Annotated in this window: 21 protein-coding genes; 8 read left to right on the top strand and 13 right to left on the bottom strand. The window is 61.7% G+C overall.

The features are described 5' to 3' along the window. The first annotated feature begins 46 nt into the window (after positions 1 to 46). Positions 47 to 970: an ABC transporter six-transmembrane domain-containing protein gene (locus ACA046_RS31800; RefSeq protein ID WP_497675600.1), complete on the top strand. Its 924-nt coding sequence runs from the start codon at positions 47 to 49 to the stop codon at positions 968 to 970. A gap of 117 nt (positions 971 to 1,087) precedes the next feature. On the opposite strand, the gene ACA046_RS31805 is transcribed toward ACA046_RS31800, so the two are convergent. Together ACA046_RS31805 and ACA046_RS31810 are read right to left on the bottom strand one after the other, a co-directional pair. Beyond that, positions 1,088 to 3,064: a methyl-accepting chemotaxis protein gene (locus ACA046_RS31805; protein WP_497675601.1), complete on the bottom strand. Its 1,977-nt coding sequence runs from the start codon at positions 3,062 to 3,064 to the stop codon at positions 1,088 to 1,090. A 178-nt stretch (positions 3,065 to 3,242) separates the two neighbouring features. Continuing rightward, positions 3,243 to 4,163: a LysR substrate-binding domain-containing protein gene (locus ACA046_RS31810; protein ID WP_459024710.1), complete on the bottom strand. Its 921-nt coding sequence runs from the start codon at positions 4,161 to 4,163 to the stop codon at positions 3,243 to 3,245. Between the two features lie 152 nt (positions 4,164 to 4,315). Between ACA046_RS31810 and ACA046_RS31815 the strand changes: the two genes are divergently transcribed. Continuing rightward, entirely contained in the window at positions 4,316 to 5,719 is a 1,404-nt protein-coding gene (locus tag ACA046_RS31815) for a NorM family multidrug efflux MATE transporter (protein ID WP_459024712.1), read from the top strand. A 128-nt stretch (positions 5,720 to 5,847) separates the two neighbouring features. Here ACA046_RS31815 and ACA046_RS31820 read toward each other — a convergent pair whose 3' ends face one another. Continuing rightward, on the bottom strand, positions 5,848 to 7,518 hold the full coding sequence (locus tag ACA046_RS31820) for a putative bifunctional diguanylate cyclase/phosphodiesterase (protein ID WP_076013137.1): 1,671 nt from the start codon (positions 7,516 to 7,518) through the stop codon (positions 5,848 to 5,850). A 267-nt stretch (positions 7,519 to 7,785) separates the two neighbouring features. Here ACA046_RS31820 and rep point away from each other — a divergent pair, with 267 nt between their 5' ends. Both rep and ACA046_RS31830 read left to right on the top strand, forming a co-directional pair. Next, entirely contained in the window at positions 7,786 to 9,795 is a 2,010-nt protein-coding gene (rep, locus tag ACA046_RS31825; protein WP_431035740.1) for a DNA helicase Rep, read from the top strand. A gap of 57 nt (positions 9,796 to 9,852) precedes the next feature. Beyond that, positions 9,853 to 10,425 (top strand): xanthine phosphoribosyltransferase, encoded by a 573-nt coding sequence (locus tag ACA046_RS31830; RefSeq protein ID WP_008439415.1) that lies wholly within the window; start codon positions 9,853 to 9,855, stop codon positions 10,423 to 10,425. A gap of 110 nt (positions 10,426 to 10,535) precedes the next feature. Here the strand turns inward: ACA046_RS31830 and ACA046_RS31835 are convergent, their stop codons facing one another. The 6 genes from ACA046_RS31835 to dadA form a co-directional block, all read right to left on the bottom strand. After that, positions 10,536 to 12,458, bottom strand: coding sequence for an acetyl-CoA hydrolase/transferase C-terminal domain-containing protein (locus tag ACA046_RS31835; protein WP_497675602.1), 1,923 nt, complete (start codon positions 12,456 to 12,458; stop codon positions 10,536 to 10,538). 135 nt (positions 12,459 to 12,593) lie between these two features. Further along, complete coding sequence (locus ACA046_RS31840; protein WP_076013140.1) at positions 12,594 to 13,010, bottom strand: c-type cytochrome; 417 nt, start codon at positions 13,008 to 13,010, stop codon at positions 12,594 to 12,596. Between the two features lie 182 nt (positions 13,011 to 13,192). Next, positions 13,193 to 13,741 carry a cupin domain-containing protein gene (locus ACA046_RS31845; protein WP_003208755.1) on the bottom strand — a complete coding sequence of 183 codons (549 nt, stop codon included), beginning with the start codon at positions 13,739 to 13,741 and terminating at the stop codon, positions 13,193 to 13,195. A gap of 116 nt (positions 13,742 to 13,857) precedes the next feature. After that, complete coding sequence (alr, locus tag ACA046_RS31850; RefSeq protein ID WP_307521875.1) at positions 13,858 to 14,934, bottom strand: alanine racemase; 1,077 nt, start codon at positions 14,932 to 14,934, stop codon at positions 13,858 to 13,860. A 79-nt stretch (positions 14,935 to 15,013) separates the two neighbouring features. Next, positions 15,014 to 15,367 (bottom strand): RidA family protein, encoded by a 354-nt coding sequence (locus ACA046_RS31855; protein ID WP_497675603.1) that lies wholly within the window; start codon positions 15,365 to 15,367, stop codon positions 15,014 to 15,016. Further along, positions 15,339 to 16,640, bottom strand: coding sequence for a D-amino acid dehydrogenase (gene dadA / locus ACA046_RS31860; RefSeq protein WP_497675604.1), 1,302 nt, complete (start codon positions 16,638 to 16,640; stop codon positions 15,339 to 15,341). Before dadA ends, ACA046_RS31855 begins: the two co-directional genes overlap by 29 nt. A gap of 156 nt (positions 16,641 to 16,796) precedes the next feature. On the opposite strand from dadA, the gene ACA046_RS31865 reads away from it, so the two are divergent. Then, positions 16,797 to 17,285: an Lrp/AsnC ligand binding domain-containing protein gene (locus ACA046_RS31865; protein ID WP_003206849.1), complete on the top strand. Its 489-nt coding sequence runs from the start codon at positions 16,797 to 16,799 to the stop codon at positions 17,283 to 17,285. A gap of 3 nt (positions 17,286 to 17,288) precedes the next feature. Here the strand turns inward: ACA046_RS31865 and ACA046_RS31870 are convergent, their stop codons facing one another. Next, a complete protein-coding gene (locus tag ACA046_RS31870) occupies positions 17,289 to 17,642 on the bottom strand; it encodes a YkgJ family cysteine cluster protein (protein WP_008439419.1) in 354 nt (117 codons plus the stop codon). A 115-nt stretch (positions 17,643 to 17,757) separates the two neighbouring features. On the opposite strand from ACA046_RS31870, the gene ACA046_RS31875 reads away from it, so the two are divergent. Continuing rightward, positions 17,758 to 19,050: an NAD(P)/FAD-dependent oxidoreductase gene (locus ACA046_RS31875; RefSeq protein ID WP_497675605.1), complete on the top strand. Its 1,293-nt coding sequence runs from the start codon at positions 17,758 to 17,760 to the stop codon at positions 19,048 to 19,050. 1 nt (position 19,051) lies between these two features. On the opposite strand, the gene ACA046_RS31880 is transcribed toward ACA046_RS31875, so the two are convergent. Continuing rightward, positions 19,052 to 19,288 carry a DUF1127 domain-containing protein gene (locus tag ACA046_RS31880; RefSeq protein WP_459024723.1) on the bottom strand — a complete coding sequence of 79 codons (237 nt, stop codon included), beginning with the start codon at positions 19,286 to 19,288 and terminating at the stop codon, positions 19,052 to 19,054. A gap of 165 nt (positions 19,289 to 19,453) precedes the next feature. Between ACA046_RS31880 and ACA046_RS31885 the strand changes: the two genes are divergently transcribed. Continuing rightward, complete coding sequence (locus ACA046_RS31885) at positions 19,454 to 20,878, top strand: aminotransferase-like domain-containing protein (RefSeq protein ID WP_497675606.1); 1,425 nt, start codon at positions 19,454 to 19,456, stop codon at positions 20,876 to 20,878. A gap of 62 nt (positions 20,879 to 20,940) precedes the next feature. Beyond that, entirely contained in the window at positions 20,941 to 22,503 is a 1,563-nt protein-coding gene (locus ACA046_RS31890) for a phospholipase D family protein (protein WP_459024725.1), read from the top strand. Positions 22,504 to 22,593: 90 nt separating this feature from the next. Here ACA046_RS31890 and ACA046_RS31895 read toward each other — a convergent pair whose 3' ends face one another. Both ACA046_RS31895 and ACA046_RS31900 read right to left on the bottom strand, forming a co-directional pair. Beyond that, on the bottom strand, positions 22,594 to 23,736 hold the full coding sequence (locus ACA046_RS31895; RefSeq protein ID WP_497675607.1) for an MFS transporter: 1,143 nt from the start codon (positions 23,734 to 23,736) through the stop codon (positions 22,594 to 22,596). 163 nt (positions 23,737 to 23,899) lie between these two features. After that, positions 23,900 to 25,393, bottom strand: coding sequence for an aldehyde dehydrogenase (locus tag ACA046_RS31900; protein ID WP_497675608.1), 1,494 nt, complete (start codon positions 25,391 to 25,393; stop codon positions 23,900 to 23,902). Between the last annotated feature and the right edge of the window lie 81 nt (positions 25,394 to 25,474).

The raw sequence follows: 25,474 nt of genomic DNA on the forward strand, positions 1-25,474 counted from the left end.
GAGCAGTCGCTCAATGCTAGCGTTTATCTCACCCTTGGTGCACCCCATGTCATCCGTAACACCGCAGATTCTGATCGAAGAAAGCAAAAAGATCGGGCAACAATCCGCCAGCCAAACCCTCAAGGCGATCGCCAGGGCCTATCCCGGGAAACTGTTCTGCACCTTGTCGCTGGTGGCGCTGGAGAACGCGTTGCTGCTGGCCTACCCGCTGTTTGCCGGGTTCGCGGTGGACTCAATTATCCGCGGCGACGCCGGCAGTGCGCTGTTCTACGCCGCCGTGGTACTGGCGTTCTGGGTGGTCGGGGCGGCGCGAAGGGCGCTGGATACGCGCACCTTCACCCGTATCTACGAAGACCTGGCGGTGCCGGTGATTCTCAACCAGCGCCTGCAAAACCACAGCACCTCACGGGCGGCGGCGCGGGTGGTGTTGGCGCGGGACTTTGTGGATTTTTTCGAAAAACACGTGCCAATCATCGCGACGGCGCTGGTGTCGATCGTCGGTGCGGCACTGATGCTTTTGGTGATCGAGCCGTGGATCGGCCTGGCCTGCCTGACGGCGCTGGTGCTGTGCACAACCTTGTTGCCACGTTTCGCCCGGCGCAATCAGGAGCTGCATGAGCGCTTGAATGACCGCCTGGAAAAGGAAATCGGCCTGGTGGAAAAGGTCGGCGCGCTGACCTTGCGGCGCCACTACCAGGTGTTGTCACGCCTGCGGATCTGGCTGTCGGACCGCGAGGCTGCCGCGTTCCTGTTTATCGGTACGCTGGCGGCACTGCTGTTTGTGGTTGCGATCAGCCAGTTGGCGCTGTCGCCGGCGGTCAAGGCCGGCCACGTGTATGCGGTGATGACCTACCTGTGGACCTTTGTCAGCAGCCTGGATGAAGCGCCAGGAATGGTCGACCAACTGGCGCGACTCAAGGACATTGGCAAGCGTGTGGACCCGGGGCTGGGCGACCGATCCGAAGCTTGAGGCGTCGAATCGTCCGTCATCGCGGGCAAGCCCGGCTCCCACGTTGAACCGGTTTCTTCAATTGAACACGGTCAACTGTGGGAGCGGGCTTGCCCGCGATGAGGCCCGAACAGTCAATCAACGAAAACGGTCAACCTCATGCCGCAATCCCGCAGCCAGGGTCTCCAGTTCCTTGGCGGTAATCGCCAGGTTCGACACCACTTCACGCTGCTCGCTGTTGGCCAGGGCGATGCTCTGCAAGTTGCTGCTAAGCAAGGTCGCGGTGCTGCTCTGCTCTTGGGTAGCGGTGGTAATCGCCGCAAACTGCTGGCCTGCCGAGCGGCTTTGCTCGTCGATCCGCGCCAAGGCTGATGCTACGTCAGCATTGCGTGCCAGGCCTTCCTGCATCAGCACGTTGCCTTGTTCCATGGTGCTGATGGCGTTGCCGGTTTCCTGCTGGATGCTCTGGATCATTCCGGATATCTCATCCGTGGCCTGACGGGTGCGCGACGCGAGGTTGCGCACTTCATCGGCCACCACCGCGAACCCGCGCCCTTGCTCACCGGCCCGCGCCGCTTCGATAGCGGCGTTGAGCGCCAGCAGGTTGGTCTGTTCGGCAATCGCGGTGATCACACCGACGATCCCGCCGATTTCCTGGGAGCGCTGGCCCAAGGTATTGATCACCGTGGCCGTGCTGTTCAGCGCGGTGGCGATGTGTTCCAGGGACGAAGACGCTTCTTGCATCGAGGTGCGGCCGATCTTGGTTTGCTGGGCGTTGTCCTGGGCCAGGCGCTCGGTGTTACCCATGTTGTCGGCGATGTTCAGCGAGGTGGCGCTGAACTCTTCTACCGCGCCGGCCATGCTGGTGATTTCGCCGGACTGTTGCTCCATACCTTCGTACGCACCGCCGGACAAACCCGACAGCGCCTGGGCGCGGCTGTTCACGTCTTCTGCCGCCTTGCGGATATGCGACACCATGGTCGACAGGGCTTCGCCCATCTGGTTGAAACTGCGGGCTAGCTGGCCGATTTCATCATGGCTGGAAACGTTCAAGCGCACGCTCAAATCACCGGCGCCCAGGGCTTCAGCCTGACGCACCAGGTCGCCCAACGGCTGCAATTTGCTGCGCAGCAGCCAGACCGCCGCGCCCACCGCCAGCAGCATCGCGAGCAAACTGCCGATCGCCAGGCGAATCCCCACCGACCAGGTCACCGCGCGAATTTCGGCTTTCGGCATGCTCGCCACCACCGACCACGGGCCGCCTTCAAACGGCACCGCGACGCTGTAGAAGTCTTCGTTCTTGTCGCTCCAGAAACGGCCTTTTCCAGGCTTGGCGGCCAGGTCGAGCATGACCGGAATCGACTGATCCAGCGCCTGCACCCCAGCTGGCGGGACCAGCCAGTGCTTCTGTTCGTCCAGCAGCGCCAGGGAACCGGTCTGGCCGATGCGGAAGCGCTTGAGGTTGTCGAACTGGGCGTTCTGCGCGTCGGTGTAGTCGAAGCCGACAAACAGCACCGCAATCACTTTGCCGCTGGCATCACGCACCGGGCTGTACTGGGTCATGTAGAAGCGATCAAACAACACCGCGCGGCCGACATAGCCCTGCCCGCCGAGCAAGCGTTGATAGGCCGGGTGCTGATGATCCAGCGCCGTACCGATGGCGCGGCTGCCGTCCTGCTTGGTCAGGGACGTGCTGACGCGGATAAAGTCCTCCCCGCTGCGTACGAATACGGTCGCCACGCCGCCGGACATCTGCTTGAACTCATCAACTTCAGCGAAATTGTTGTTGAGCACTTCCTCGCCCAGGTACAGGCCCGGCGTCTGCACGCCCGCCACCGTCACCGGTTGCTCGGGGCGCGTACTCAAGCCAGCGCTGAAGCGCTTTTCAAACAGCCCGCTCAAACGCTGAGTGCTCTCGCGCAAGGTGCTGTGGAAGGTATTGAGTTGGTCAGCCAGCAAGCGAGCCTCGCTGGCCAGATGCTCCTCGCGGGTGTCGAGGTTGGCTGAGTCCAGCGAACGCAAGGCGAACACCGTGCTGCCGCTGATGACGACAGCCAGTATCACGGCGAGGGCAAGCCCCAGTTGAGAGGCGATCCGGGCGCGAGGTTGAGACATGAAGGCTCCTGGCCGAGGCCAGGATCATCCTGATCTCATAGCGCTGCTCGGCAAAATTCTAATAGGGGAAACGTTGTAGAACGGTGGTTCCAACAACCCTACTTCGGCGGGCAGGCTCAATACTTGAGCGAATCACAGGGGTATCACGCAAACGATTGCTCGCCAATGCGCAATCCGCTCAATCCAGCCGCTCTACCTCGGGCAATTCCATCGCCTGGACCTCGCTCTGAAGAAAGTCCGCCAGCCGGCGCAAACGCTCACCACCGGGCCGGGTTTTCGGCCACACCAGATAGTAATTTTCCCCACTGGCCACGGCGGTTGGCCATGGCAGGCTCAGGCGGCCTTGAGCAACGTCTTCAGCCACCATCAGCAAGTCGCCCATGGAAACGCCGTAACCCCGGGCGGCCGCGATCATGCCCAATTCCAATGTGTCGAACACCTGCCCGCCCTTGAGCGAGACCTGGGATGACAACCCCATGCGCTCCAGCCAATAGCGCCAGTCACGCCGGTCGGGTGTCGGATGCAGCAACTCGGCGGTAGCCAGCCGTGTGACATCCCAGGGCCCGTCGCTCAACAGGTTGGGGGCGCCCACCGGAATCAACAGCTCAGGAAACAGGTAACTGGCTTCCCAGTCCGGCGGGAAATGGCCATTGCTCAGTAACACGGCGCAATCGAACGGCTCCTGGTTGAAGTCCACTTCATCGATGCTCATCCAGGCGCTGGTCAGTTGCACTTCATTGCCCGGCTGCAAATGCCGGAAGCGACTGAGCCGCGCCAGCAGCCAGCGCATGGTCAGGGTGGACGGCGCCTTCATGCGCAGGATGTCGTCCTCTGCGTTCAACGTGTGACAGGCGCGCTCCAGGGCCGCGAAGCCTTCGCGCACGCCCGGCAGCAACAGGCGCGCCGCCTCGGTGAGCTGCAAGGTGCGGCCGCTGCGCTGGAACAGGCGGCAGGCGAAATGCTCTTCCAGGGTACGAATGTGCCGGCTCACCGCGCTTTGGGTGATCGACAACTCTTCCGCCGCCCGGGTGAACGAGTTGTAGCGGGATGCGGCTTCAAACGCGCGCAAGGCGTAAAGAGGAGGAAGACGACGAGACATGGCGAAAGCTCCGACGGCGCAATCTCGAAACCCTACCAGAATCATTCAGGCATGAGTTTTAATCATGCGTGCCATCGGATTTATCCCTTTGTGCAACGCGCTGTGAGCGCCGAGAATCAACCCTTCCACCCTTCCCTGACTTTTTGAGCGTGATGATCATGCAGCATCCGGCACGTACCGAACTCTGGGCCATTCTGCGGCTGTCAGGGCCGCTGATTGCCTCACAGTTGGCCCACATGCTGATGGTGCTAACCGACACCCTGATGATGGCACGCCTGAGCCCCGAGGCCCTGGCCGGCGGTGGCCTGGGTGCCGCAAGCTATTCGTTCGTGTCGATTTTCTGCATCGGCGTGATCGCCGCCGTGGGCACGCTGGTCGCGATCCGCCAGGGCGCGGGCGACATTGAAGGCGCCACCCGCCTGACTCAGGCCGGGCTGTGGCTGGCCTGGTTGATGGCGCTGGTGGCCGGCTTGTTGCTGTGGAACCTCAAGCCAGTGCTGCTGATGTTCGGCCAGACCGAAACCAACGTCGCGTCCGCCGGCCAGTTCCTGACCATCCTGCCGTTCGCCCTGCCCGGCTACCTGACGTTCATGGCCCTGCGCGGCTTCACCAGCGCCATCGGCAAGGCAACGCCGGTGATGGTTATCAGCCTGGGCGGCACGGTGATCAACTACCTGCTCAACCACGCGTTGATCGAAGGCATGTTCGGCCTGCCGAAACTTGGGCTGGTGGGCATTGGCCTGGTCACGGCCATCGTCGCCAACTGCATGGCCCTGGCGCTGATCTGGTACATCAAATACAACCGCGCCTACGACGCCTACCCGCTGCGCAAGGGCCTGCTGCGCCCCAACCTGCATTACCTGCGGGAACTGTGGCGCCTTGGCCTGCCGATTGGTGGCACCTATGCGGTGGAAGTCGGGCTGTTTGCTTTCGCGGCGCTGTGCATGGGCACCATGGGCAGCACGCAATTGGCCTCGCACCAGATTGCCCTGCAGATTGTGTCGGTGGCGTTCATGGTTCCGGCGGGCATGTCTTACGCGATCACCATGCGCATCGGCCAGCATTACGGGGCCGGGAACCTGCTGGACGCACGGCTGGCCGGACGGGTTGGCATCGGCTTTGGCGCATTGGTGATGCTGGGCTTTGCAGCGGTGTTGTGGTTGTTCTCGCACCAGTTGATCAGCTTGTTCCTCGACCAGAATGACCCGGCGTTTCGCGACGTGATCAACCTCGCGGTCAGCCTGCTGGCGGTGGCCGCTTGGTTTGAGCTGTTCGACGGCGTGCAGACCATCGCCATGGGCTGCATTCGCGGGCTCAAGGATGCCAAGACCACGTTCCTGGTCGGGTTGGGTTGCTATTGGCTGATCGGCGCACCGGCCGCCTGGCTGATGGCGTTCAACCTCGGCTGGGGGCCGACCGGCGTGTGGTGGGGCCTGGCTTTGGGCCTGGCGTGCGCGGCAGTCAGCCTGACCTGGGCGTTTGAACGGAAGATGAAGCGGATGATTCGCCAGGAGCCTGAAGCCCACCTCGGATTTCAAGCCCCGCAGCCTGAGTAACGGCTGTACTCGGTCAAATGTGGGAGCGGGCTTGCTCGCGAATGCGGTGGGTCAGCTATGAATTGGTTGCCTGAAATACCGCATTCGCGAGCAAGCCCGCTCCCACATTTTTGATCGGGTTCACAATATTAGATCACGCCGCCCACCAACTCCTGGCTGTCACCAAACGTCAGGTAGTCCACCAGTTCCGACAGCGGCAACGGTTTGCTGATCAGGTAACCCTGGGCCTGGTCGCAGCCGAACAACCGCAGCAACGCCAGTTGCTCTGCGGTTTCCACGCCCTCGGCCACCACTTCCAGATTCAGGTTGTGGGCCAGGTTGATCATCGCGTGGACCAGTTTGCGGTTCTCTTCGCGCTCTTCCATACCGCCGACGAAGCTCTTGTCGATCTTCAGCAAGGCAATCGGCAGGCTGTTGAGGTGCACGAACGACGAGAAGCCGGTGCCAAAGTCATCCAGGGAAAAGCGCACGCCCAGGCGGCCAAGGGCGTCCATGGTCTGCTTGACCAGGTCGCTGCGGCGCATCACCGCAGTTTCCGTCAATTCAAATTCCAGCCACTGGGCTTCCACGCCACGCTCGGCAATCAGCCGGCTAAGGGTGCTGAGTAATTGGCTGTCCTGGAACTGGCGGAACGACAGGTTGACCGCCATGTGCAACGGCGCAATCCCGCGTTCGCGCAGGTCCTGCATGTCGCGCAGGGCCCGGGAAATCACCCAGTAGCCCAGCGGCACGATCAAGCCGCTCTGCTCGGCCAGGGGCACGAACTCGCTCGGCGGCAACAGCCCGCGCTCACCGTGGCGCCAGCGCACCAACGCTTCAAGGCCGACGATATGCCCGTCGTCGAGGTCCAGCCGCGGTTGGTAATGCAGTTCCAGCTCGTCACGGCGCAACGCCCGGCGAAGTTCACTTTCCAGGTCGGCGAGGCTGCGGGCGTTGCGGTTGATGCGTTCGTTGAAGATATGAAAGGTGCAGCCCTGGGTGCTCTTGGCTTGCTGCATGGCGATATGGGCGTGCCACATCAGCGGGTCGGCGCCGGCCCTGGCCCGGGCATGTGCCACGCCGAGGCTGCAACCGATCAGCAGGCTTTCGCCATCGACCCAATACGGTTCGGCCATGGCTTCGATGATGCGTTCAGCCATCCATTCGGCGCGCTGGGGCGCGCGGCGGGTGTCGATCAGCAGGGCGAATTCATCGCTGCCCAGGCGCGCCAGTTGATCACCCGCCTCCAGCTGGCTCTTGAGCCGCGAGACTACTTGCAGGATCAGCCGGTCGCCGGCCTGGTGGCCGAGGGCGTCGTTGGCGTGGCGGAAGTTGTCCAGGTCGAGGTGACCGAGGGCGACGCCACGGCCTTCGTTTTCCGCCAGGCGGGCGGTCAGCAGGGTCTGGAAACCCTGGCGGTTGGCGATACCGGTCAGCGGGTCCTGCTCGGCCAGGCGTTGCAGGGTGTTTTCCAGCACACCGCGCTCGCGCACATGCCGCAGGCAACGGCGCAATGTATCGACATCCAATGCATTCAGGATCAGCCAGTCGCTGACGCCAAGGGGCGAAACCAGAGGTTCCTCTTCCAACAGCAATACCGTTGGCAAGCTGCAACGACCGGGGCCGGGCTGAAGGCTGGCCGTGGTCAACAACACCGCACTGTGATCGTCGTCGAACAGATTGCTCACAGACTCCCAGTTTGGCGCGCTGATCAGCACAGCTCCGTCGCCCATCGGCGCCAGGCACTCGCGCAATAACGCTGCCCACGCTGGCTCATCGGCCAGTAGCAGCAAACGCAAGGGTTCGACAGGCGTAGACAAGCTAGCTCCCTAGACTCTGCAAAATTTCGTTGGCGGCGGGCATTATGACGTGCGGCCAGATAATGACCAATGATATGGGTTATCAAATACGCACTGCGCGGCTCTAGACCGAACAATAGTCCTAAATACCCTATACATCCTGCGGCAAAGTAACAAAACCGGCAAATTTAGATCGAGTGGTACGTCACACTGTCGTTCAGAGGCAGCAGAATCTTGCCAGCCTGTTAAAATGCCCGCCCTTTTGATCAATGACTCCCTGAATTCTGTATGTCCCGACTCAATCCCCGGCAGCAAGAAGCCGTGAACTACGTCGGCGGCCCTCTATTGGTGCTCGCCGGTGCCGGTTCCGGCAAGACCAGCGTGATCACCCGCAAGATCGCGCACCTGATCCAGAGCTGCGGCATCCGCGCCCAGTACATCGTCGCCATGACCTTTACCAACAAGGCGGCGCGGGAAATGAAAGAGCGCGTCGGCACCCTGCTCAAGGGTGGCGAAGGCCGTGGCCTCACTGTGTGTACCTTCCACAACCTGGGGCTGAACATCATCCGCAAGGAGCATGTGCGGTTGGGCTACAAGCCGGGCTTCTCGATCTTTGACGAGACTGACGTCAAGGCGCTGATGACCGACATCATGCAAAAGGAATACGCGGGCGACGACGGCGTCGACGAAATCAAGAACATGATCGGCTCGTGGAAAAACGACCTGATCCTGCCCGCCGAAGCCCTGGAAAATGCGCGCAACCCCAAGGAACAGACCGCCGCCATCGTCTACACCCACTATCAGCGCACGCTCAAGGCGTTCAACGCGGTGGACTTCGACGACCTGATCCTGCTGCCGGTGAAGCTGTTCCAGGAACACGCCGACATCCTCGAAAAGTGGCAGAACAAGGTCCGCTACCTGCTGGTGGACGAATACCAGGACACCAACGCCAGCCAGTACCTGCTGGTGAAGCTGCTGATCGGCACGCGCAACCAGTTCACCGTGGTGGGCGACGACGACCAGTCGATCTACGCCTGGCGCGGCGCCCGCCCGGAAAACCTGATGCTGCTCAAGGACGACTACCCGTCCCTGAAAGTGGTGATGCTGGAGCAGAACTACCGCTCCACCAGCCGCATCCTGCGTTGCGCCAACGTGCTGATCTCCAACAACCCCCACGAGTTTGAAAAACAACTGTGGAGCGAGATGGGCCACGGCGACGAGATCCGCGTGATCCGCTGCCGCAACGAAGACGCCGAAGCCGAACGCGTGGCCGTCGAACTGCTCACCCTGCACCTGCGTACCGACCGGCCCTACAGCGATTTTGCGATCCTGTACCGCGGCAACTACCAGGCCAAGCTGATCGAGCTGAAGCTGCAGCACCACCAGATTCCTTATCGTCTGTCGGGCGGCAACAGCTTTTTCGGACGCCAGGAAGTGAAAGACCTGATGGCCTACTTCCGGCTGATCGTGAACCCGGACGACGACAACGCCTTCCTGCGGGTGATCAACGTCCCACGCCGGGAAATCGGTTCGACCACCCTGGAAAAGCTCGGCAACTACGCCACTGAACGCAAGATCTCGATGTACGCCGCCACCGACGAAATCGGCCTGGGCGAACACCTCGACACCCGCTTCACCGATCGCCTGGCGCGCTTCAAGCGTTTCATGGACAAGGTGCGCGAGCAGTGCGCCGGCGAAGACCCGATCAGCGCCCTGCGCAGCATGGTCATGGACATCGACTACGAGAACTGGCTGCGCACCAACAGCTCCAGCGACAAGGCCGCCGATTACCGCATGGGCAACGTGTGGTTCCTGATCGAGGCGTTGAAAAACACCCTCGAGAAGGACGAAGAAGGCGAGATGACCGTCGAGGACGCCATCGGCAAGCTGGTCCTGCGGGACATGCTTGAACGCCAGCAGGAAGAGGAAGACGGCGCCGAAGGCGTGCAGATGATGACCTTGCATGCGTCCAAGGGCCTGGAATTCCCCTACGTGTTCATCATGGGCATGGAAGAGGAAATCCTCCCGCACCGCTCCAGTATCGAAGCCGACACCATCGAAGAAGAACGGCGCCTGGCCTACGTGGGCATTACCCGCGCGCGTCAGACCCTGGCCTTCACCTTTGCCGCGAAACGCAAGCAGTACGGCGAGATCATTGATTGTGCACCGAGCCGGTTCCTCGACGAGCTGCCGCCAGATGACCTGGCGTGGGAAGGCAACGACGACACACCAACCGAAGTCAAAGCCGTTCGCGGCAATACCGCACTGGCGGATATACGCGCGATGTTAAAGCGCTAGAATCGACTACTTTTTAATCTACTTTCGGCGCGTGTTGCGCCAACAGAGGAAGCTTTCGTGGAAGCACTGCACAAGAAAATTCGCGAAGAAGGCATCGTGCTTTCCGATCAGGTACTCAAGGTCGACGCCTTTCTGAACCACCAGATCGACCCGGCGCTGATGAAACTGATCGGTGACGAATTCGCTGCGTTGTTCAAGGATTCGGGCATTACCAAGATCGTCACCATCGAAGCCTCGGGCATTGCGCCGGCGATCATGACCGGCCTGAACCTCGGCGTACCGGTGATTTTCGCGCGCAAGCAACAGTCCCTGACCCTGACTGAAAACCTGCTGTCGGCGACGGTGTATTCCTTCACCAAGAAAACCGAAAGCACCGTGGCGATTTCCCCGCGCCACCTGACCAGCAGCGACCGCGTGCTGATCATCGATGACTTCCTGGCCAACGGTAAGGCGTCCCAGGCGCTGATTTCGATCATCAAACAAGCCGGCGCGACCGTTGCAGGTTTGGGGATTGTGATCGAGAAGTCGTTCCAGGGTGGCCGTGCAGAGCTGGATGCGCAGGGTTATCGGGTTGAGTCGCTGGCGCGAGTACAGTCGTTGGCGGGTGGTGTGGTTACCTTCATCGAGTAACCGACACCCACATACTGTAGGAGCGAGCTTGCTCGCGAAGAACGTTAACGATAACGCTGGCATTCTGGATGAACGCGTTGTCTGGACGTTTTTCGCGAGCAAGCTCGCTCCTACAGTGACGTCGCCCGAAGCCCTGCCAGCAGCAGCCGCTGATACAAGTCCTCTTTCAACCCCTCCGGCTTATCCAGCCGCATCCGCACCAAATGCTCGGGAAACGCCTCCGGCTCCGGTGCATCCAGCGCCGCCTTGCCCAGTTCCAGAATCTCCGTTAGCTTGAATTTGCTCTTGAGCCAGTTCAACGCCCGCAACAAATCCCGCTCTTCATCGGTGAAGTCACAGCCCAACGGATACTCCGGGAACAACCGGGGATGCCGCGCCTGAATCGCCTGCAAACGCTCCGGCGTATTGTCGGCAAACCGCGGATCCAGCTGGAAATCCTTCGGCAACTTCCCAGCCTTCTGCGCCTGTTCGATCAAGTCTTCCTGGAATCGTGAGTCGGTGATATTCAGCAGCCGCTCAATCACCTTGGCATCCGTCTGCCCACGCAAATCCGCGATCCCGTATTCGGTGATGACGATGTCCCGCAGGTGCCGGGGAATCGTGCAGTGGCCGTATTCCCAGACGATATTGGAGCTGACATCACCCCCCGATTCGCGCCAGCTGCGCAGGATAAGGATCGAGCGCGCGCCTTCCAGCGCATGGCCCTGGGCGACAAAGTTGTATTGCCCGCCGACACCGCTGAGCACCCGGCCGTCTTCCAACTGGTCGGCCACGCCCGCGCCCAACAGGGTCACGGTAAACGCGCTGTTGATAAACCGCGCATCCAGGCGCTGCAAGCGCTTGAGTTCTTCCTGGCCGTACAGCTCGTTGATGTAGCTGATGCGGGTCATGTTGAATTCCAGGCGCTTGCTCTGGGGCAAATCCCGCAGGCGCTCGTAGAAACTTTGCGGGCCGAGGAAGAAGCCGCCGTGCACCGAAATGCCGTCGGTCTGCGCTGCTTCGTCCAGGGTGCCGGCGTTGGCCCGCTCCTGGGTCGCCACGTCCGGGTACACCTTGCGCCGCACAATCCCGGCGTCGGCCAGCACCAGCAGGCCGTTGACGAACATTTCGCTGCAACCGTACAGGCCACGGGCGAAGGGCGCGACGCCGCCTTCATGGCTGATCAGCGGCGCCCATTGGTACACATCCAGGTCGGTGAGCAACAGGCGATACGCCTCGTTGTCCGCCTGGCGCGCCAGCAAGGCGGCGGTCAGCGCGTCGCCCATGGAGCCGATGCCGATCTGCAAGGTGCCACCGTCGCGCACCAGGGTGCTGGCGTGCAAACCGATAAAGTGGTCCTGGAAACCTACAGGCATGTTCGGGGTGGAGAACAGCGTAGTGCTGTCCTTCTCGTCGATCAGGAAGTCGAATTCGTCCATGCCCAGTTCGGCGTCGCCGGGCATGTAGGGCAAATCACTGTGAACCTGGCCCACCACCAGAATGGTCTCGCCGGCCTCGCGGCGCTTGGCGATCATCGGCAACAGGTCGAGGGTGATGTCGGGGTTGCAGCTCAGGCTCAGGCGGTCCGGATGTTCGGCGTTGCTGGCCACCAGTTGCGCGACGAGGTTCAGGCCGGCGGCATTGATGTCGCGGGCGGCGTGGCTGTAGTTGCTGCTGACGTAATCCTGCTGGGCCGAGGCGCTGTGCAATAAACTGCCGGGCTGCATGAAAAACTGCTGCACATGAATGTTGGCCGGCAGATTGTCCTTGTGCAGGGCGGCGAGGAAATCCAGCTCGGGATAGTCACCGAAGACCCGTTCGATAAAGGGTTCGAGGAAGCGCTTCTGCAAACCATCGCCCAAGGTGGGCCGACCCAGGGCCAGGGCGGTGTAGATGGTCAGCGCCCGGTCCGGCAGCTTGGCGATACGCCGGTACAGCGCGTTGACGAACAGGTTGGGTTTGCCCAGGCCCAAGGGCATGCCCATGTGAATATGCGCCGGCAGCCGTGCTAGTACGTCGTCGACCGCTTGCTCAATTGAACACAACTGCACCATCCGACTTCTCCCGAACATTCCATGAATTGGGGTTGGACCGAGCTTGCCGGGTCTTTGCTGCAAAGAACAGCCTCAAAAGGCAAATTTCAGGCACAAAAAAGCCGCTGGTCAGCGGCTTTTTTGGCGAAGATCGGTTTATTTAAGACCCGACATCTTCTCGATCGCACCTTTAAGCTCGTCATCCGAGCAGTCGGCACAGGTGCCTTTTGGCGGCATGGCGTTCAGGCCGGTGATGGCCTTCGCCAGCAGGCCGTCGAGGCCACCCTGGTGATCCGCACGGTCTTTCCAGGCAGCGGTGTCGCCAATTTTCGGTGCGCCCAACAGGCCGGTACCGTGGCAAGCGTTGCAGTGCTTGGCGATTACGTCATCCGGCGATTTAGCACCGCCGCCGCCGCCCGCAGCCACTGCTACTTCCATCCCCTTGCACTCTTGGCCCTGGACGCACACCTGGCCGACAGGCTCCAGGCGTTTGGCAATTTCATCATTGGTCGCAGCTTGAGCGCTGACAGCCCATAGGGCCAGTACGGTTGCTGGTGCAGCCAGCATTTTCATAATTAGGTTCACGCGTTCACCCTCAATGGTGGCTATTCACGCCTGCGGCCACGGTTTCGCAGGCGGCGAAAGTATAACGGTTAGCCCGCCCGGCCGAAACAACCCTATTAACCAAGGGGAGATTCAGCAGGGCGGAATGCTGCTACGGGAGTCTCTGCGACATAGGCAGGACGCCTCTTTTCTTAAAAGTTCGCGGGTGTGGCTGCGCTGATTAGTCGCGCCGGCACTTCGAACGGATTACGAAAACGGTGCGGCTTGGTGCTTTCAAAGTAGTAGCTATCGCCGGCTTCGAGCACAAAAGTTTCAAGGCCGACTACAAGCTCCAGGCGGCCTTCCACCAGAATCCCGGTTTCCTCGCCCTCATGGGTGAGCATCTCTTCGCCGGTATCAGCACCGGGCGGGTAGATCTCGTTGAGGAACGCAATCGCCCGGCTCGGGTGCGCGCGGCCCACCAGTTTCATGGTGACCGCGCCGTCGGAGATATCAATCAGCTCATTGGCTTTATAGACGATCTGGGTCGGTTTTTCCTGGAGGATCTCCTCGGAAAAGAACTCCACCATCGACATGGGAATGCCGCCCAGCACCTTGCGCAAGGAGCTGATGGAGGGGCTGACACTGTTTTTTTCGATCATCGAAATGGTGCTGTTGGTGACGCCCGCGCGTTTGGCTAGCTCACGCTGGGAAAGACCTTTCAGTTTACGGATGGATTGCAGTCGTTCGCCGACGTCCAATGCAGGAGCCTCCTAGGATTCAGGCGTTGTTGTAATTGAGCGTTATCATGGCGACAGCGTTCAGTATTTACAACACTTTGGCCTAAATCCCGGGATCTGCCATTCGTGGGTGCCGCTCAAGCGCCGGAATAGAGCCGTGGCACCCTGCGCAGGTTGCAGAAGATCTGGTACGGAATGGTGTCGGCGGCGGTGGCAACGTCACTGGCGAGAATGTTTTTGCCCCACAACTCGACGGTGGAACCGAGCCCGGCCTGGGGCACGTCGGTCAGGTCAATACACAGCATGTCCATCGACACACGGCCCAGTAGTTGGCTGCGCTGACCGGCCACCAGCACTGGCGTGCCGGTAGGGGCGTGGCGCGGGTAGCCGTCGGCATAACCCATGGCAACCACGCCGACGCGCATCGGTTTCGGGGTGATGAACCTGGCGCCGTAACCCACCGGCTCGCCGGCCGGCAGTTCACGTACGCAGATGACTTTCGACTCCAGGGTCATCACCGGCTGCAAACGCGCGGCGATGGCCTGGTCTTCGCCAAATGGCGTAGCGCCGTAGAGCATGATGCCCGGGCGCACCCAGTCACTGGAAACGTTCGGCCAGCCCAGCACCGACGGCGAGTTGCGCAGGCTGACCTGAGCCGACAAGCCCTGGCGCGCAGCTTCAAATACCGCCACTTGCTCTTCGCTGCTGGTGCTGTCGAGCTCATCGGCACGGGCGAAGTGGCTCATCAGCACGATCTTTGCGACTTTGCCGCTGGCCAGCAGACGCTGGTAAGCGTCGTGATAATCCTTGGGGTGCAAGCCGACACGGTGCATGCCCGAATCAAGCTTGAGCCACACGGTCAGCGGCTTGCTGAGCTGCGCCTGTTCAATTGCATCCAGCTGCCACAGCGAATGCACCACGCACCAGAAATCATGCTCGATGATCAGCGGCAGCTCGTCGGCTTCGAAAAAACCTTCCAGCAACAGCACCGGCCCGCGAATCCCGGCGGCCCGCAGTTCCAGCGCTTCCTCGATGCAGGCCACGGCAAAGCCGTCCGCCTCGGCTTCCAGCGCCTGGGCAACGCGCACGGCACCGTGGCCGTAGGCATCAGCCTTGATCACGGCGAGGGCCTTGGCCCCACCCGTGACTTCACGGGCCAGTTGGTAGTTGTGGCGCAGGGCTTGGAGGTCGATCAGGGCACGGGCAGGACGCATGGCGGCGGGCTTCTAGGCGGCAGTGAGAAGAAAAAACCGGCACCCACTGACTGCGCGGGCACCGGGAGAGGAGTTTTGCTTAAGGCAGAGCGGCCACAACCGACAGCTCCACCAGGATTTCCGGTTCGCAGAGTTTCGCTTCAACCGTGGCACGGGCCGGCGCGACGCCTTTTGGCAGCCACTTGTCCCATACCGCGTTCATCCCGGCGAAATCAGCGTCGATGTCTTTCAGGTAGATGGTCACCGACAGCAGCTTGGTCTTGTCGGTACCGGCCAGGTCCAGCAAACGCTCGATATTGACGAGGGTTTCGCGGGTCTGCTGTTCAATCCCGGCACTCATGTCGTCGCCGACCTGCCCTGCCAGATACACGGTACCGCTGTGAACAACGATCTGGCTCATGCGCTCATTGATGAGCTGGCGCTGGATTGACATGTTTTGCGGACTCCTGGTGGTTGCCATAACGGGAAATATCGAGGCCTTCGGCACTGATTTGCGGGGTTTTCTGCGCCATCAAATCGGCCAGCAAACGACCAGAGCCACAGGCCATGGTCCAGCCGAGGGTGCCGTGGCCGGTGTTCAGGAACAGGTTCTTGAACGGGGTTGCACCCACGATCGGCGTGCCGTCCGGGGTGGTCGGGCGCAGGCCGGTCCAGAAACTGGCCTGGCTCAAATCACCGCCCTGAGGATAAAGGTCGTTGACGATCATCTCCAGGGTTTCCCGCCGGCGAGGGTTCAGCGACAGGTCAAAACCGGCTATCTCAGCCATGCCACCGACGCGGATGCGGTTGTCGAAACGGGTGATCGCGACCTTGTAGGTCTCGTCGAGAATGGTCGAAGTCGGGGCCATCGCCGCGTTGGTGATCGGCACGGTCATCGAGTAACCCTTGAGCGGGTACACCGGCGCCTTGATCCCCAGTGGCTTGAGCAGTTTCGGCGAGTAGCTGCCGAGAGCCAGCACGTAGCGATCGGCGGTTTCCAGCTTGCCGTCGATCCATACGCCGTTGATCCGGTCACCGGCGTAGTCCAGGCGCTGGATATCTTGCTCGAAGCGGAATTCGACACCCAGTTGCTTGCACATGTCGGCAAGGCGGGTGGTAAACATCTGGCAGTCGCCGGTCTGGTCGTTCGGCAGGCGCAGGGCACCGGCGAGGATATCCGTAACGCTGGCCAGGGCCGGCTCGACGCGGGCAATGCCGGCGCGGTCCAGCAGCTCGTAAGGCACGCCAGACTCTTTCAACACGGCGATGTCCTTGGCGGCACCGTCCAGCTGGGCCTGGGTACGGAACAACTGCGTGGTCCCCAAGGTGCGGCCTTCGTAGGCAATGCCCGTCTCGGCGCGCAGCTCATCGATGCAGTCGCGGCTGTACTCAGACAGGCGCACCATGCGCTCCTTGTTCACCGCATAGCGGCTGGCGGTACAGTTGCGCAGCATCTGCGCCATCCACAGGTACTGATCAATATCGGCGGTGGCCTTGATCGCGAGGGGTGCGTGGCGCTCCAGCAGCCATTTGATGGCCTTGAGCGGCACACCTGGTGCAGCCCATGGCGAGGCGTAGCCCGGCGAGATTTGCCCGGCGTTGGCGAAACTGGTCTCCATGGCCACAGCCGGCTGACGGTCGACCACGACCACTTCAAAACCAGCTCGTGCCAAATAGTAGGCACTGGCCACGCCAATGACACCGCTACCCAAGACCAGAACGCGCATTTTTATTCCCTCATCACGGCTAGACCGCTGACGTTTGTTGTTCAGCACAAAGATGTGGGCAGTATAAAAAGCAATCACCAGTGCATTTCACTATATAACTGCCTATATTTGGCGACAATTCTCGGCAAAAACCCTTTTCACGGAGGAGCATCCCCTATGCGGACCAACACTCAGACCAAGCGGGAGCTGGACAAGATCGACCGTAACATCCTGCGCATCCTGCAGGCCGACGGGCGAATTTCGTTTACTGAGCTGGGGGAAAAGGTCGGCCTGTCGACCACACCGTGCACCGAGCGGGTCCGGCGCCTGGAGCGCGAAGGGATCATCATGGGCTACAACGCCCGGCTCAATCCGCAGCATTTGAAGGGCAGCCTGCTGGTGTTTGTCGAGATCAGCCTCGACTACAAGTCCGGCGACACCTTTGAAGAATTCCGACGCGCCGTGCTGAAACTGCCCCACGTGCTGGAGTGCCATCTGGTGTCAGGGGACTTCGACTACCTGGTGAAGGCGCGCATCTCGGAGATGGCGTCCTACCGCAAATTGCTCGGCGATATCCTGCTCAAGCTGCCCCACGTACGGGAATCCAAGAGCTATATAGTGATGGAAGAGGTGAAGGAGAGTTTGAACCTGCCGATCCCGGACTGAGGACTAGACCAGCACTTGCCGCGTGCTCGCCATGTACGCGTGAATCTGCTTTTCCACCCGTGGGTGGATCAACTCCACCGGGCGGCGGTCGTTGGGGCATGGCAAGGTCGGCGTGGTGCCGAACAGCCGGCAAATCAGCGGGCGCTCGTCGTACACGGTGCAGCCATTGGGGCCCAGGTGCACGCAGTTGAGCTCGTCCATCGCCGCTTCCTGCTCGGCAGCGGTCTTGCGCGGCAGGCGCGACATTTCCTCGGTGGACGTGGTTACCGGCCCACAGCAGTCGTGGCAACCCGGGACGCACTCGAACGAGGGAATCTGCCGGCGCAGCGCGTTGACTTTCTGACTGTTGCAACTCATCGACATAGGGACCGAACGGCGAATAGGCGTGGATTCTGCCCTAAAAGCCCCCGGTGAGACAGCTTCGCCCGACCGCTGTATCCTGCGTCAAATTTTCCAAACAGGGATGCTCCCCATGACCGCCAGCGCCCGGCACGCCAATTCCTACTACGCCGCCAGCAGTTTCCCGCAGCCTGATTATCCAGTGCTGACAGGTGAAGTCGTGGCCGATGTGTGCGTGGTCGGCGGCGGCTTTTCGGGGCTTAACACCGCCCTGGAACTGGCTGAGCGTGGTTTCAGCGTGGTGTTGCTGGAAGCCCGCAAGATCGCCTGGGGCGCCAGCGGGCGCAATGGCGGGCAGCTGATTCGTGGCGTCGGCCATGGACTGGACCAGTTCACCAACGTCATCGGCGCCGAGGGCGTGCGCCAGATGAAACTGATGGGCCTGGAAGCCGTGGAAATCGTGCGCCAGCGGGTTGAGCGTTCGCAGATCGCCTGCGACCTGACCTGGGGTTACTGCGACCTGGCCAACAAACCCCGCGACCTGGAACACCTGGCCGCCGACGCCGAAGAGCTGCAAGGCCTTGGCTATCGCCATGAAGTGCGTCTGCTGCAAGCGGGTGAGATGCGCAGTGTGATCGGCTCCAACCGCTATGTTGGCGGCATGATCGACATGGGCTCCGGCCACCTGCACCCGCTGAACCTGGCCCTCGGCGAGGCAGCAGCTGCCCAGCAGTTGGGCGTCCAGTTGTTCGAGCATTCCGAGGCGGTGCGGATCGATTACGGCCTGGAGGTCAACGTTCACACCGCCCTGGGCAACGTGCGCGCCAAGACCCTGGTGCTGGGCTGCAATGCTTATTTGAACGGCCTTAACCCGCACCTGAGCGGCAAGGTGCTGCCCGCCGGCAGCTACATCATCGCCACCGAGCCGTTGAGCGAAGCCCAGGCGGCCGAGCTGCTGCCGCAGAACATGGCGGTGTGTGATCAGCGAGTGACAGTGGACTACTTCCGCTTGTCCGCCGACCGACGCTTGCTGTTCGGGGGTGCCTGCCATTATTCCGGACGCGATCCACAGGACATCGGCGCCTACATGCGCCCCAAGATGCTTCAGGTGTTCCCGCAGTTGGCCAACGTAAAAATCGATTACCAGTGGGGCGGCATGATCGGCATCGGCGCCAACCGCCTGCCGCAGATTGGCCGGCTGGCCGACCAACCCAACGTGTATTTCGCCCAGGCCTATGCCGGCCACGGCCTCAATGCCACCCACCTGGCGGGCAAACTGCTGGGCGAAGCCATCAGCGGCCAGCAAAGCGGGCGTTTTGATCTGTTTGCCAAGGTGCCGCACATCACCTTCCCGGGCGGCAAGCATTTGCGCTCGCCGCTGCTGGCCCTGGGAATGCTCTGGCACCGGTTGAAAGAACTGGTCTGAATCAACCACGCCAGAAGGGTTTCAAACCTTCCTGGCGCGCCTGTTCGACACTCAGGCCCACGTCACGCAGTTGCTCCGGGGTCAGTTCCAGCAAGGTCTTGCGCGTGTGCATGCGGTGCCAGAACAACGCCCAAGAGCGGAGTGCCGGGGCCTTGTGACGCGCCGCCATGCGCCACTCCTGCCCGGCTTCCAGTTCCTGACTGTGTAACGCCAACCGCACATCGCTCAAACCACTCATTTTCCTGCCCCTCATTTGCGTATTGCCATGAGTAGGTAGGATGAGCCGGCGGGCGAAACCATGACAGATTCAAACGCACAGTATTAAATCCATACAGATACTGCCTATTGGTGGCTGAATCCTGTATTTTCAGCCTATCTGTACTGGTAACCGGGAAGCATCGCCATGACCCTATACGTCAACCTCGCCGAACTGTTGGGCACGCGAATCGAGCAGGGCTTTTATCGTCCGGGCGATCGATTGCCGTCGGTGCGGGCCTTGAGCGTGGAGCACGGGGTGAGCCTGAGCACCGTACAGCAGGCCTACCGGATGCTGGAAGACAACGGCCTGGCGATGCCCAAACCCAAATCCGGCTACTTCGTACCGGCAGGCCGCGACTTACCGGCACTGCCGGCAGTAGGCCGCCCGGCCCAGCGCCCGGTGGAGATTTCCCAATGGGACCAGGTGCTGGAACTGATCCGCGCGGTGCCACGCAAAGACACCATACAGTTGGGTCGTGGCATGCCGGATGTATTGTCTCCGACCATGAAACCGCTGCTGCGCAGCCTCGCCCGGATCAGTCGGCGCCAGGACATGCCGGGACTGTATTACGACACCATCCACGGCAACCTGGAGCTGCGCGAACAGATCGCGCGCCTGATGCTCGATTCAGGCTGCCAACTGACGCCCCAGGACCTGGTGATCACCACCGGTTGCCACGAAGCGCTGTCCGCCAGTATCCACGCCATCTGCGAGCCGGGCGACATCGTTGCCGTCGACTCGCCAAGCTTCCACGGCGCCATGCAGACCCTCAAAGGCCTGGGCATGAAAGCCCTGGAAATCCCCACCGACCCGCTCACCGGTATCAGCCTGGATGCGCTGGAGCTGGCGCTGGAACAGTGGCCGATCAAAGTCATACAGCTGACCCCCAACTGCAACAACCCGCTGGGCTACATCATGCCGGAGTCGCGCAAACGCGCGCTGCTGACCCTGGCCCAGCGCTTTGACGTGGCAATCATCGAAGACGATGTGTATGGCGAACTGGCCTACAGCTACCCGCGCCCACGCACCATCAAGTCCTTCGACGAAGATGGCCGCGTCGTCCTGTGCAGCTCCTTCTCGAAGACCCTGGCGCCGGGCCTGCGGATCGGCTGGGTAGCACCCGGTCGGTACCTGGAGCGCGTGCTGCACATGAAATATATCAGCACCGGCTCCACCGCGACCCAGCCGCAGATTGCGATTGCCGAATTCCTGAAAGACGGGCATTTCGAACCGCATTTGCGGCGGATGCGCACGCAATACCAGCGTAATCGCGACCTGATGCTCGATTGGGTCAGCCGTTACTTCCCGGCCGGCACCCGCGCCAGCCGTCCACAGGGCAGTTTCATGCTGTGGGTGGAATTACCGGAAGGCTTCGACACCCTGAAGCTCAACCGGTTGTTGTTGGATGAAGGTGTACAGATTGCTGTGGGAAGTATCTTTTCCGCCTCCGGCAAGTACAGGAATTGCCTGCGCATGAACTACGCTGCCAAACCAACGCCGCAGATTGAAGAGGCCGTGCGCAAGGTCGGCGCAACGGCCATCAAGTTGCTGGCCGAAGCCGCGGACTGACCTTTCTCGGGAAATAGCCGTCATATGCCGACAACCGCCCTGATTCGGAACCCACGTCATTGATGACCCAACGGCTATTACCGTTTTTCCTGCTGGGCATCCTGGCCCTGGGCGGCTGCGCCACCATCGACGCGCCACGCACGCCCAGCGAGGCGCTGCCGGCCAACGAGTCGTCCTTCGGCCGCTCGATCCAGGCCCAGGCCGCACCGTACAAAGGCCGCTCCGGGTTCCGCCTGCTGCCCAACAGCAGCGAAGCCTTCATGGCCCGTGCCGAACTGATCCGCAACGCCCAGACCAGCCTCGACTTGCAGTACTACATCGTCCACGACGGCATCAGTACGCGAATGCTGGTGGATGAATTGCTCAAGGCTGCCGACCGTGGGGTGCGCGTGCGTATCCTGCTGGACGACACCACCAGCGACGGCCTGGACCAGATCATCGCCACCCTCGCCGCCCACCCGCAGATCCAGATTCGCCTGTTCAACCCCCTGCACCTGGGCCGCAGCACCGGCGTCACCCGGGCCATGGCACGGCTGTTCGACCTGTCGCTGCAACATCGGCGCATGCATAACAAGCTGTGGCTGGCGGACAACAGCGTCGCCATCGTCGGCGGGCGCAACCTGGGGGATGAGTATTTCGACGCCGAACCCAACCTCAACTTCACCGATATCGACATGCTCAGCGTGGGGCCGGTGGCCGAGCAACTGGGCCACAGTTTCGATCAGTACTGGAACAGCGCCCTGAGCAAACCCATCGGTGACTTCGTCAGCAGCGCCACCAAAGGCGACCTGGCCAGTGCCCGCGTACGCCTCGAGGAATCCCTCGCCGAATCGCGCCAGCAAAATCATGCGCTGTACAACCGCCTGCGCACTTACAAGACTCAGCCGCGCATGGACATCTGGCGCCGCGAGCTGATCTGGGCCTGGAACCAGGCGCTGTGGGATGCGCCGAGCAAGGTACTGGCCAAGGCCGATCCGGATCCGCGACTGCTCCTGACCACCCAATTGGCGCCGGAGCTGGAAGGTGTCAGCCATGAGCTGATGATGATTTCGGCTTACTTCGTGCCCGGGCAGCCCGGGCTGGTGTACCTGACCGGGCGCGCGGACGCCGGGGTATCGGTGAGTCTGCTGACCAACTCCCTGGAAGCTACCGACGTGCCGGCCGTGCACGGTGGTTATGCGCCCTATCGCAAGGCGTTGCTGGAACACGGAGTAAAACTGTACGAATTGCGCCGCCAGCCGGGAGACGGTGGCGGCAGCGGCCCTCATCTGTTCCGCAAAGGCAGCTTCCATGGCTCGGATTCCAGCCTGCACAGCAAGGCGATCATCTTTGACCGGGAGAAATCCTTCATCGGCTCATTCAACTTCGACCCGCGCTCGGTGTTGTGGAACACCGAAGTCGGGGTACTGGTGGACAGCCCCGAGCTGGCGGAGCACGTGCGCAACCTGGCACTGGAGGGCATGGCGCCCCCGTTGAGCTATCAGGCGAAACTGCAGGACGGCCAGGTGGTGTGGGTGACCGAAGACAACGGTCAGTTGCACACCCTGACCCGTGAACCCGGCAGTTGGTGGCGCCGCTTCAATGCCTGGTTTGCTACCAGCGTCGGCCTGGAGCGCATGTTGTAGGAGCAAGCTTGCTCGCGAAAAACCCGAGAACACCGCGTTCTTTCAGGCAGCAAACGTTATCGTTGACGACCATCGCGAGCAAGCTTGCTCCTACACGGGCTGTTTCGCGCCGAATGCACCTTGGCGAAGCAGCAGAATTACCAATCCCAGCGCCCCCGCCGCCATCAGCAGCGGCAACGCATGCCCGCTGACCCACTGGCTGCCGGCACCGGCCACCAGTGGCCCGATCAGGCAGCCAATGCCCCACAGCTGCGCGATATGCGCATTAGCACGCACCAAAGCGTCGTCACGGTAGCGCTCGCCAATCAGGATCAGCGACAAGGTGAACAACCCGCCGGCGCTGGCCCCGAACAGCACCCACACCGGCCAGATCATCAGCGTATCGAGCAACAGCGGAATCGCCAGGCTCGTCGCCAGCAGCATCAGCGCGCAGCCGAGAAACAGCGTGCGCCGAGGCAGGTAGTCCGCCAGCGCACCAATCGGCAGTTGCAGCAACGCATCACCGACCACCACGGTGCTGACCATCGCCAAGGCAATCTCGGCGGTGAAACCCTGTTGCAGGCAGTACACCGGCAACAGCGTAAGAATCATCGCCTCGAACGCGGCGAATAACGCCACCGCCCAGGCAATCGCCGGCAAGCCCTGGCAGAAGCGCAGCAAGTCGCCGAAGGTCACGCTGAAGGACTCGGCAGTCGGCGCACCGGAACGGCCCAGCAGCAGGATCGGCGAGAACGTCAGCAGACCAACGCCCACCCAGAAGCCAATGTCGTTATCCGTACCCAGCGCGCCCAGCAGCAACGGGCCTGACAGTTGGCTCAACGCATAGCTGCAGCCATACAGCGCCACCAGACGGCCGCGCCAGCGCTCGATTACCAGTTGGTTGATCCAGCTTTCGCCGAGGATAAACACGATGGTCAGGATCACCCCGATCATCAGCCGCAGCACCAGCCACACCGGGTAGCTGGGCAATACCGCCAGCAAACCGATGGAAATCGCCCCGGCCCACAGGCACAGGCGCATCAGGTTTGCCGTGCCCAGGCGCGAAGCCAGGCCGCTGGAGACCTTGGCACCGAGCAGCACACCGAAGGCCGGCATCGCCGCCATGACGCCGATGGCGAAGCTGCCGTAGCCCCAGCTTTCCAGGCGCAGGGACACCAGCGGCATGCTCACGCCCAAGGCCAGGCCCACGCTCAAGACCGACGCCAACACGGCGAAATAGGTCGCCCAACGCATTTCCACGCTCCTGTGGATCATTATTTTTCAGGGCCGCAAACGAACTGTAGGAGCGAGCTTGCTCGCGAAAAACTTGAGAGTACCGCGTGCATTCAGAATGCCCGCGTCATCGTTCAAGTCCTTCGCGAGCAAGCTCGCTCCTACAGGGAGTCGCCGGGATTACTTACAACTTGATCCAGGTCGCCTTCAGCTCGGTGTACTTGTCGAACGCGTGCAGCGATTTGTCGCGGCCGTTACCCGACTGCTTGAAACCACCGAACGGTGCAGTCATGTCGCCGCCATCGTACTGGTTGACCCACACGCTACCGGCACGCAGTGCCTTGGCAGTCAGGTGCGCCTTGGAGATGTTCGACGTCCACACCGCAGCGGCCAGGCCGTATTGGGTGTCGTTGGCGATCGCGATGGCTTCTTCCACGCTGTCGAAGGCAATCACCGACAGCACGGGGCCGAAGATTTCTTCCTGGGCGATCTTCATGGCGTTGGTCACGCCGTCGAAGATCGTTGGCTCGACATAGGTGCCACCGCTTTCCTGCAGCGTGCGCTTGCCGCCGGCCACCAGCTTGGCGCCATCGGCATGCCCGGCTTCGATGTACGACAGCACGGTGTTCATCTGCTGGGTATCCACCAGCGCGCCAACCGTGGTGGCCGGGTCCAGCGGGTTGCCCGGCTTCCAGGCCTTGAGGGCCTCGATCACCAGCGGCAGGAATTTATCCTTGATGGAACGTTCCACCAGCAGGCGCGAACCGGCGGTGCACACTTCGCCCTGGTTGAAGGCGATGGCGCCGGCGGCGGATTCGGCAGCGGCTTGCAGGTCCGGAGCATCGGCGAACACGATGTTCGGGCTCTTGCCGCCAGCTTCCAGCCAGACGCGCTTCATGTTCGACTCACCGGAACGAATCAGCAGTTGCTTGGCGATCTTGGTCGAACCGGTGAACACCAGGGTGTCGACGTCCATGTGCAGCGCCAGGGCGTTACCCACGGTGTGGCCATAGCCCGGCAGAACGTTGAACACGCCTTTCGGGATGCCGGCTTCAACCGCCAGCTCGGCGATGCGGATGGCAGTCAGTGGCGACTTTTCAGACGGCTTGAGGATCACCGAGTTACCGGTGGACAGCGCCGGCCCAAGTTTCCAGCAGGCCATCATCAGCGGGAAGTTCCACGGCACGATGGCCGCGACAACGCCCACTGGCTCGCGGGTCACCAGGCCCAGTTGGTCGTGGGGCGTGGCAGCGACTTCATCGTAGATCTTGTCGATGGCCTCACCGCTCCAGCTCAGGGCTTGCGCCGCGCCTGGAACGTCGATGTTCAGGGAGTCACTGATCGGTTTACCCATGTCCAGGGTTTCAAGCAGTGCCAGCTCTTCGGCGTTGGCCTTGAGCAAGCTGGCGAAACGGATCATGGTGGCTTTGCGCTTTGCGGGCGCCAGGCGTGACCATGCACCGGAATTGAAGGTGGCGCGGGCGTTTTCAACAGCGCGCTGGGCGTCGGCTACGTCACAGCTGGCAACGGTGGCCAGCAGACGGCCATCGACCGGGCTGAGACATTCGAACGTGTTGCCGGAAACCGCGGCGGTGTATTCGCCATTGATGTAGGCGCGGCCTTCGATCTTCAGATCCTTGGCGCGTTGTTCCCAGTCGGCACGGGTCAGGGTGGTCATGCGAGTGTCCTCCTCTTATTGAATACAAGGGCCGGGCAATGTACCCAGGCACCTTCGAAGAATGCTTGCCCGGCCAGCCAG

The organism is Pseudomonas sp. LBUM1641 (genome assembly GCF_059716235.1).

What these genes read in the sequence shown, in the direction of transcription:
- ACA046_RS31800 (WP_497675600.1), top strand. Translation starts at nt 47, where the DNA reads ATGTCATCCGTAACACCGCAGATTCTGATCGAAGAAAGCAAAAAGATC.
- ACA046_RS31805 (WP_497675601.1), bottom strand. Translation starts at nt 3,064, where the DNA reads ATGTCTCAACCTCGCGCCCGGATCGCCTCTCAACTGGGGCTTGCCCTC.
- ACA046_RS31810 (WP_459024710.1), bottom strand. Translation starts at nt 4,163, where the DNA reads ATGTCTCGTCGTCTTCCTCCTCTTTACGCCTTGCGCGCGTTTGAAGCC.
- ACA046_RS31815 (WP_459024712.1), top strand. Translation starts at nt 4,316, where the DNA reads ATGATCATGCAGCATCCGGCACGTACCGAACTCTGGGCCATTCTGCGG.
- rep (WP_431035740.1), top strand. Translation starts at nt 7,786, where the DNA reads ATGTCCCGACTCAATCCCCGGCAGCAAGAAGCCGTGAACTACGTCGGC.
- ACA046_RS31835 (WP_497675602.1), bottom strand. Translation starts at nt 12,458, where the DNA reads ATGGTGCAGTTGTGTTCAATTGAGCAAGCGGTCGACGACGTACTAGCA.
- ACA046_RS31840 (WP_076013140.1), bottom strand. Translation starts at nt 13,010, where the DNA reads ATGAAAATGCTGGCTGCACCAGCAACCGTACTGGCCCTATGGGCTGTC.
- alr (WP_307521875.1), bottom strand. Translation starts at nt 14,934, where the DNA reads ATGCGTCCTGCCCGTGCCCTGATCGACCTCCAAGCCCTGCGCCACAAC.
- ACA046_RS31855 (WP_497675603.1), bottom strand. Translation starts at nt 15,367, where the DNA reads ATGTCAATCCAGCGCCAGCTCATCAATGAGCGCATGAGCCAGATCGTT.
- dadA (WP_497675604.1), bottom strand. Translation starts at nt 16,640, where the DNA reads ATGCGCGTTCTGGTCTTGGGTAGCGGTGTCATTGGCGTGGCCAGTGCC.
- ACA046_RS31865 (WP_003206849.1), top strand. Translation starts at nt 16,797, where the DNA reads ATGCGGACCAACACTCAGACCAAGCGGGAGCTGGACAAGATCGACCGT.
- ACA046_RS31870 (WP_008439419.1), bottom strand. Translation starts at nt 17,642, where the DNA reads ATGAGTTGCAACAGTCAGAAAGTCAACGCGCTGCGCCGGCAGATTCCC.
- ACA046_RS31875 (WP_497675605.1), top strand. Translation starts at nt 17,758, where the DNA reads ATGACCGCCAGCGCCCGGCACGCCAATTCCTACTACGCCGCCAGCAGT.
- ACA046_RS31880 (WP_459024723.1), bottom strand. Translation starts at nt 19,288, where the DNA reads ATGAGTGGTTTGAGCGATGTGCGGTTGGCGTTACACAGTCAGGAACTG.
- ACA046_RS31885 (WP_497675606.1), top strand. Translation starts at nt 19,454, where the DNA reads ATGACCCTATACGTCAACCTCGCCGAACTGTTGGGCACGCGAATCGAG.
- ACA046_RS31890 (WP_459024725.1), top strand. Translation starts at nt 20,941, where the DNA reads ATGACCCAACGGCTATTACCGTTTTTCCTGCTGGGCATCCTGGCCCTG.
- ACA046_RS31895 (WP_497675607.1), bottom strand. Translation starts at nt 23,736, where the DNA reads ATGCGTTGGGCGACCTATTTCGCCGTGTTGGCGTCGGTCTTGAGCGTG.
- ACA046_RS31900 (WP_497675608.1), bottom strand. Translation starts at nt 25,393, where the DNA reads ATGACCACCCTGACCCGTGCCGACTGGGAACAACGCGCCAAGGATCTG.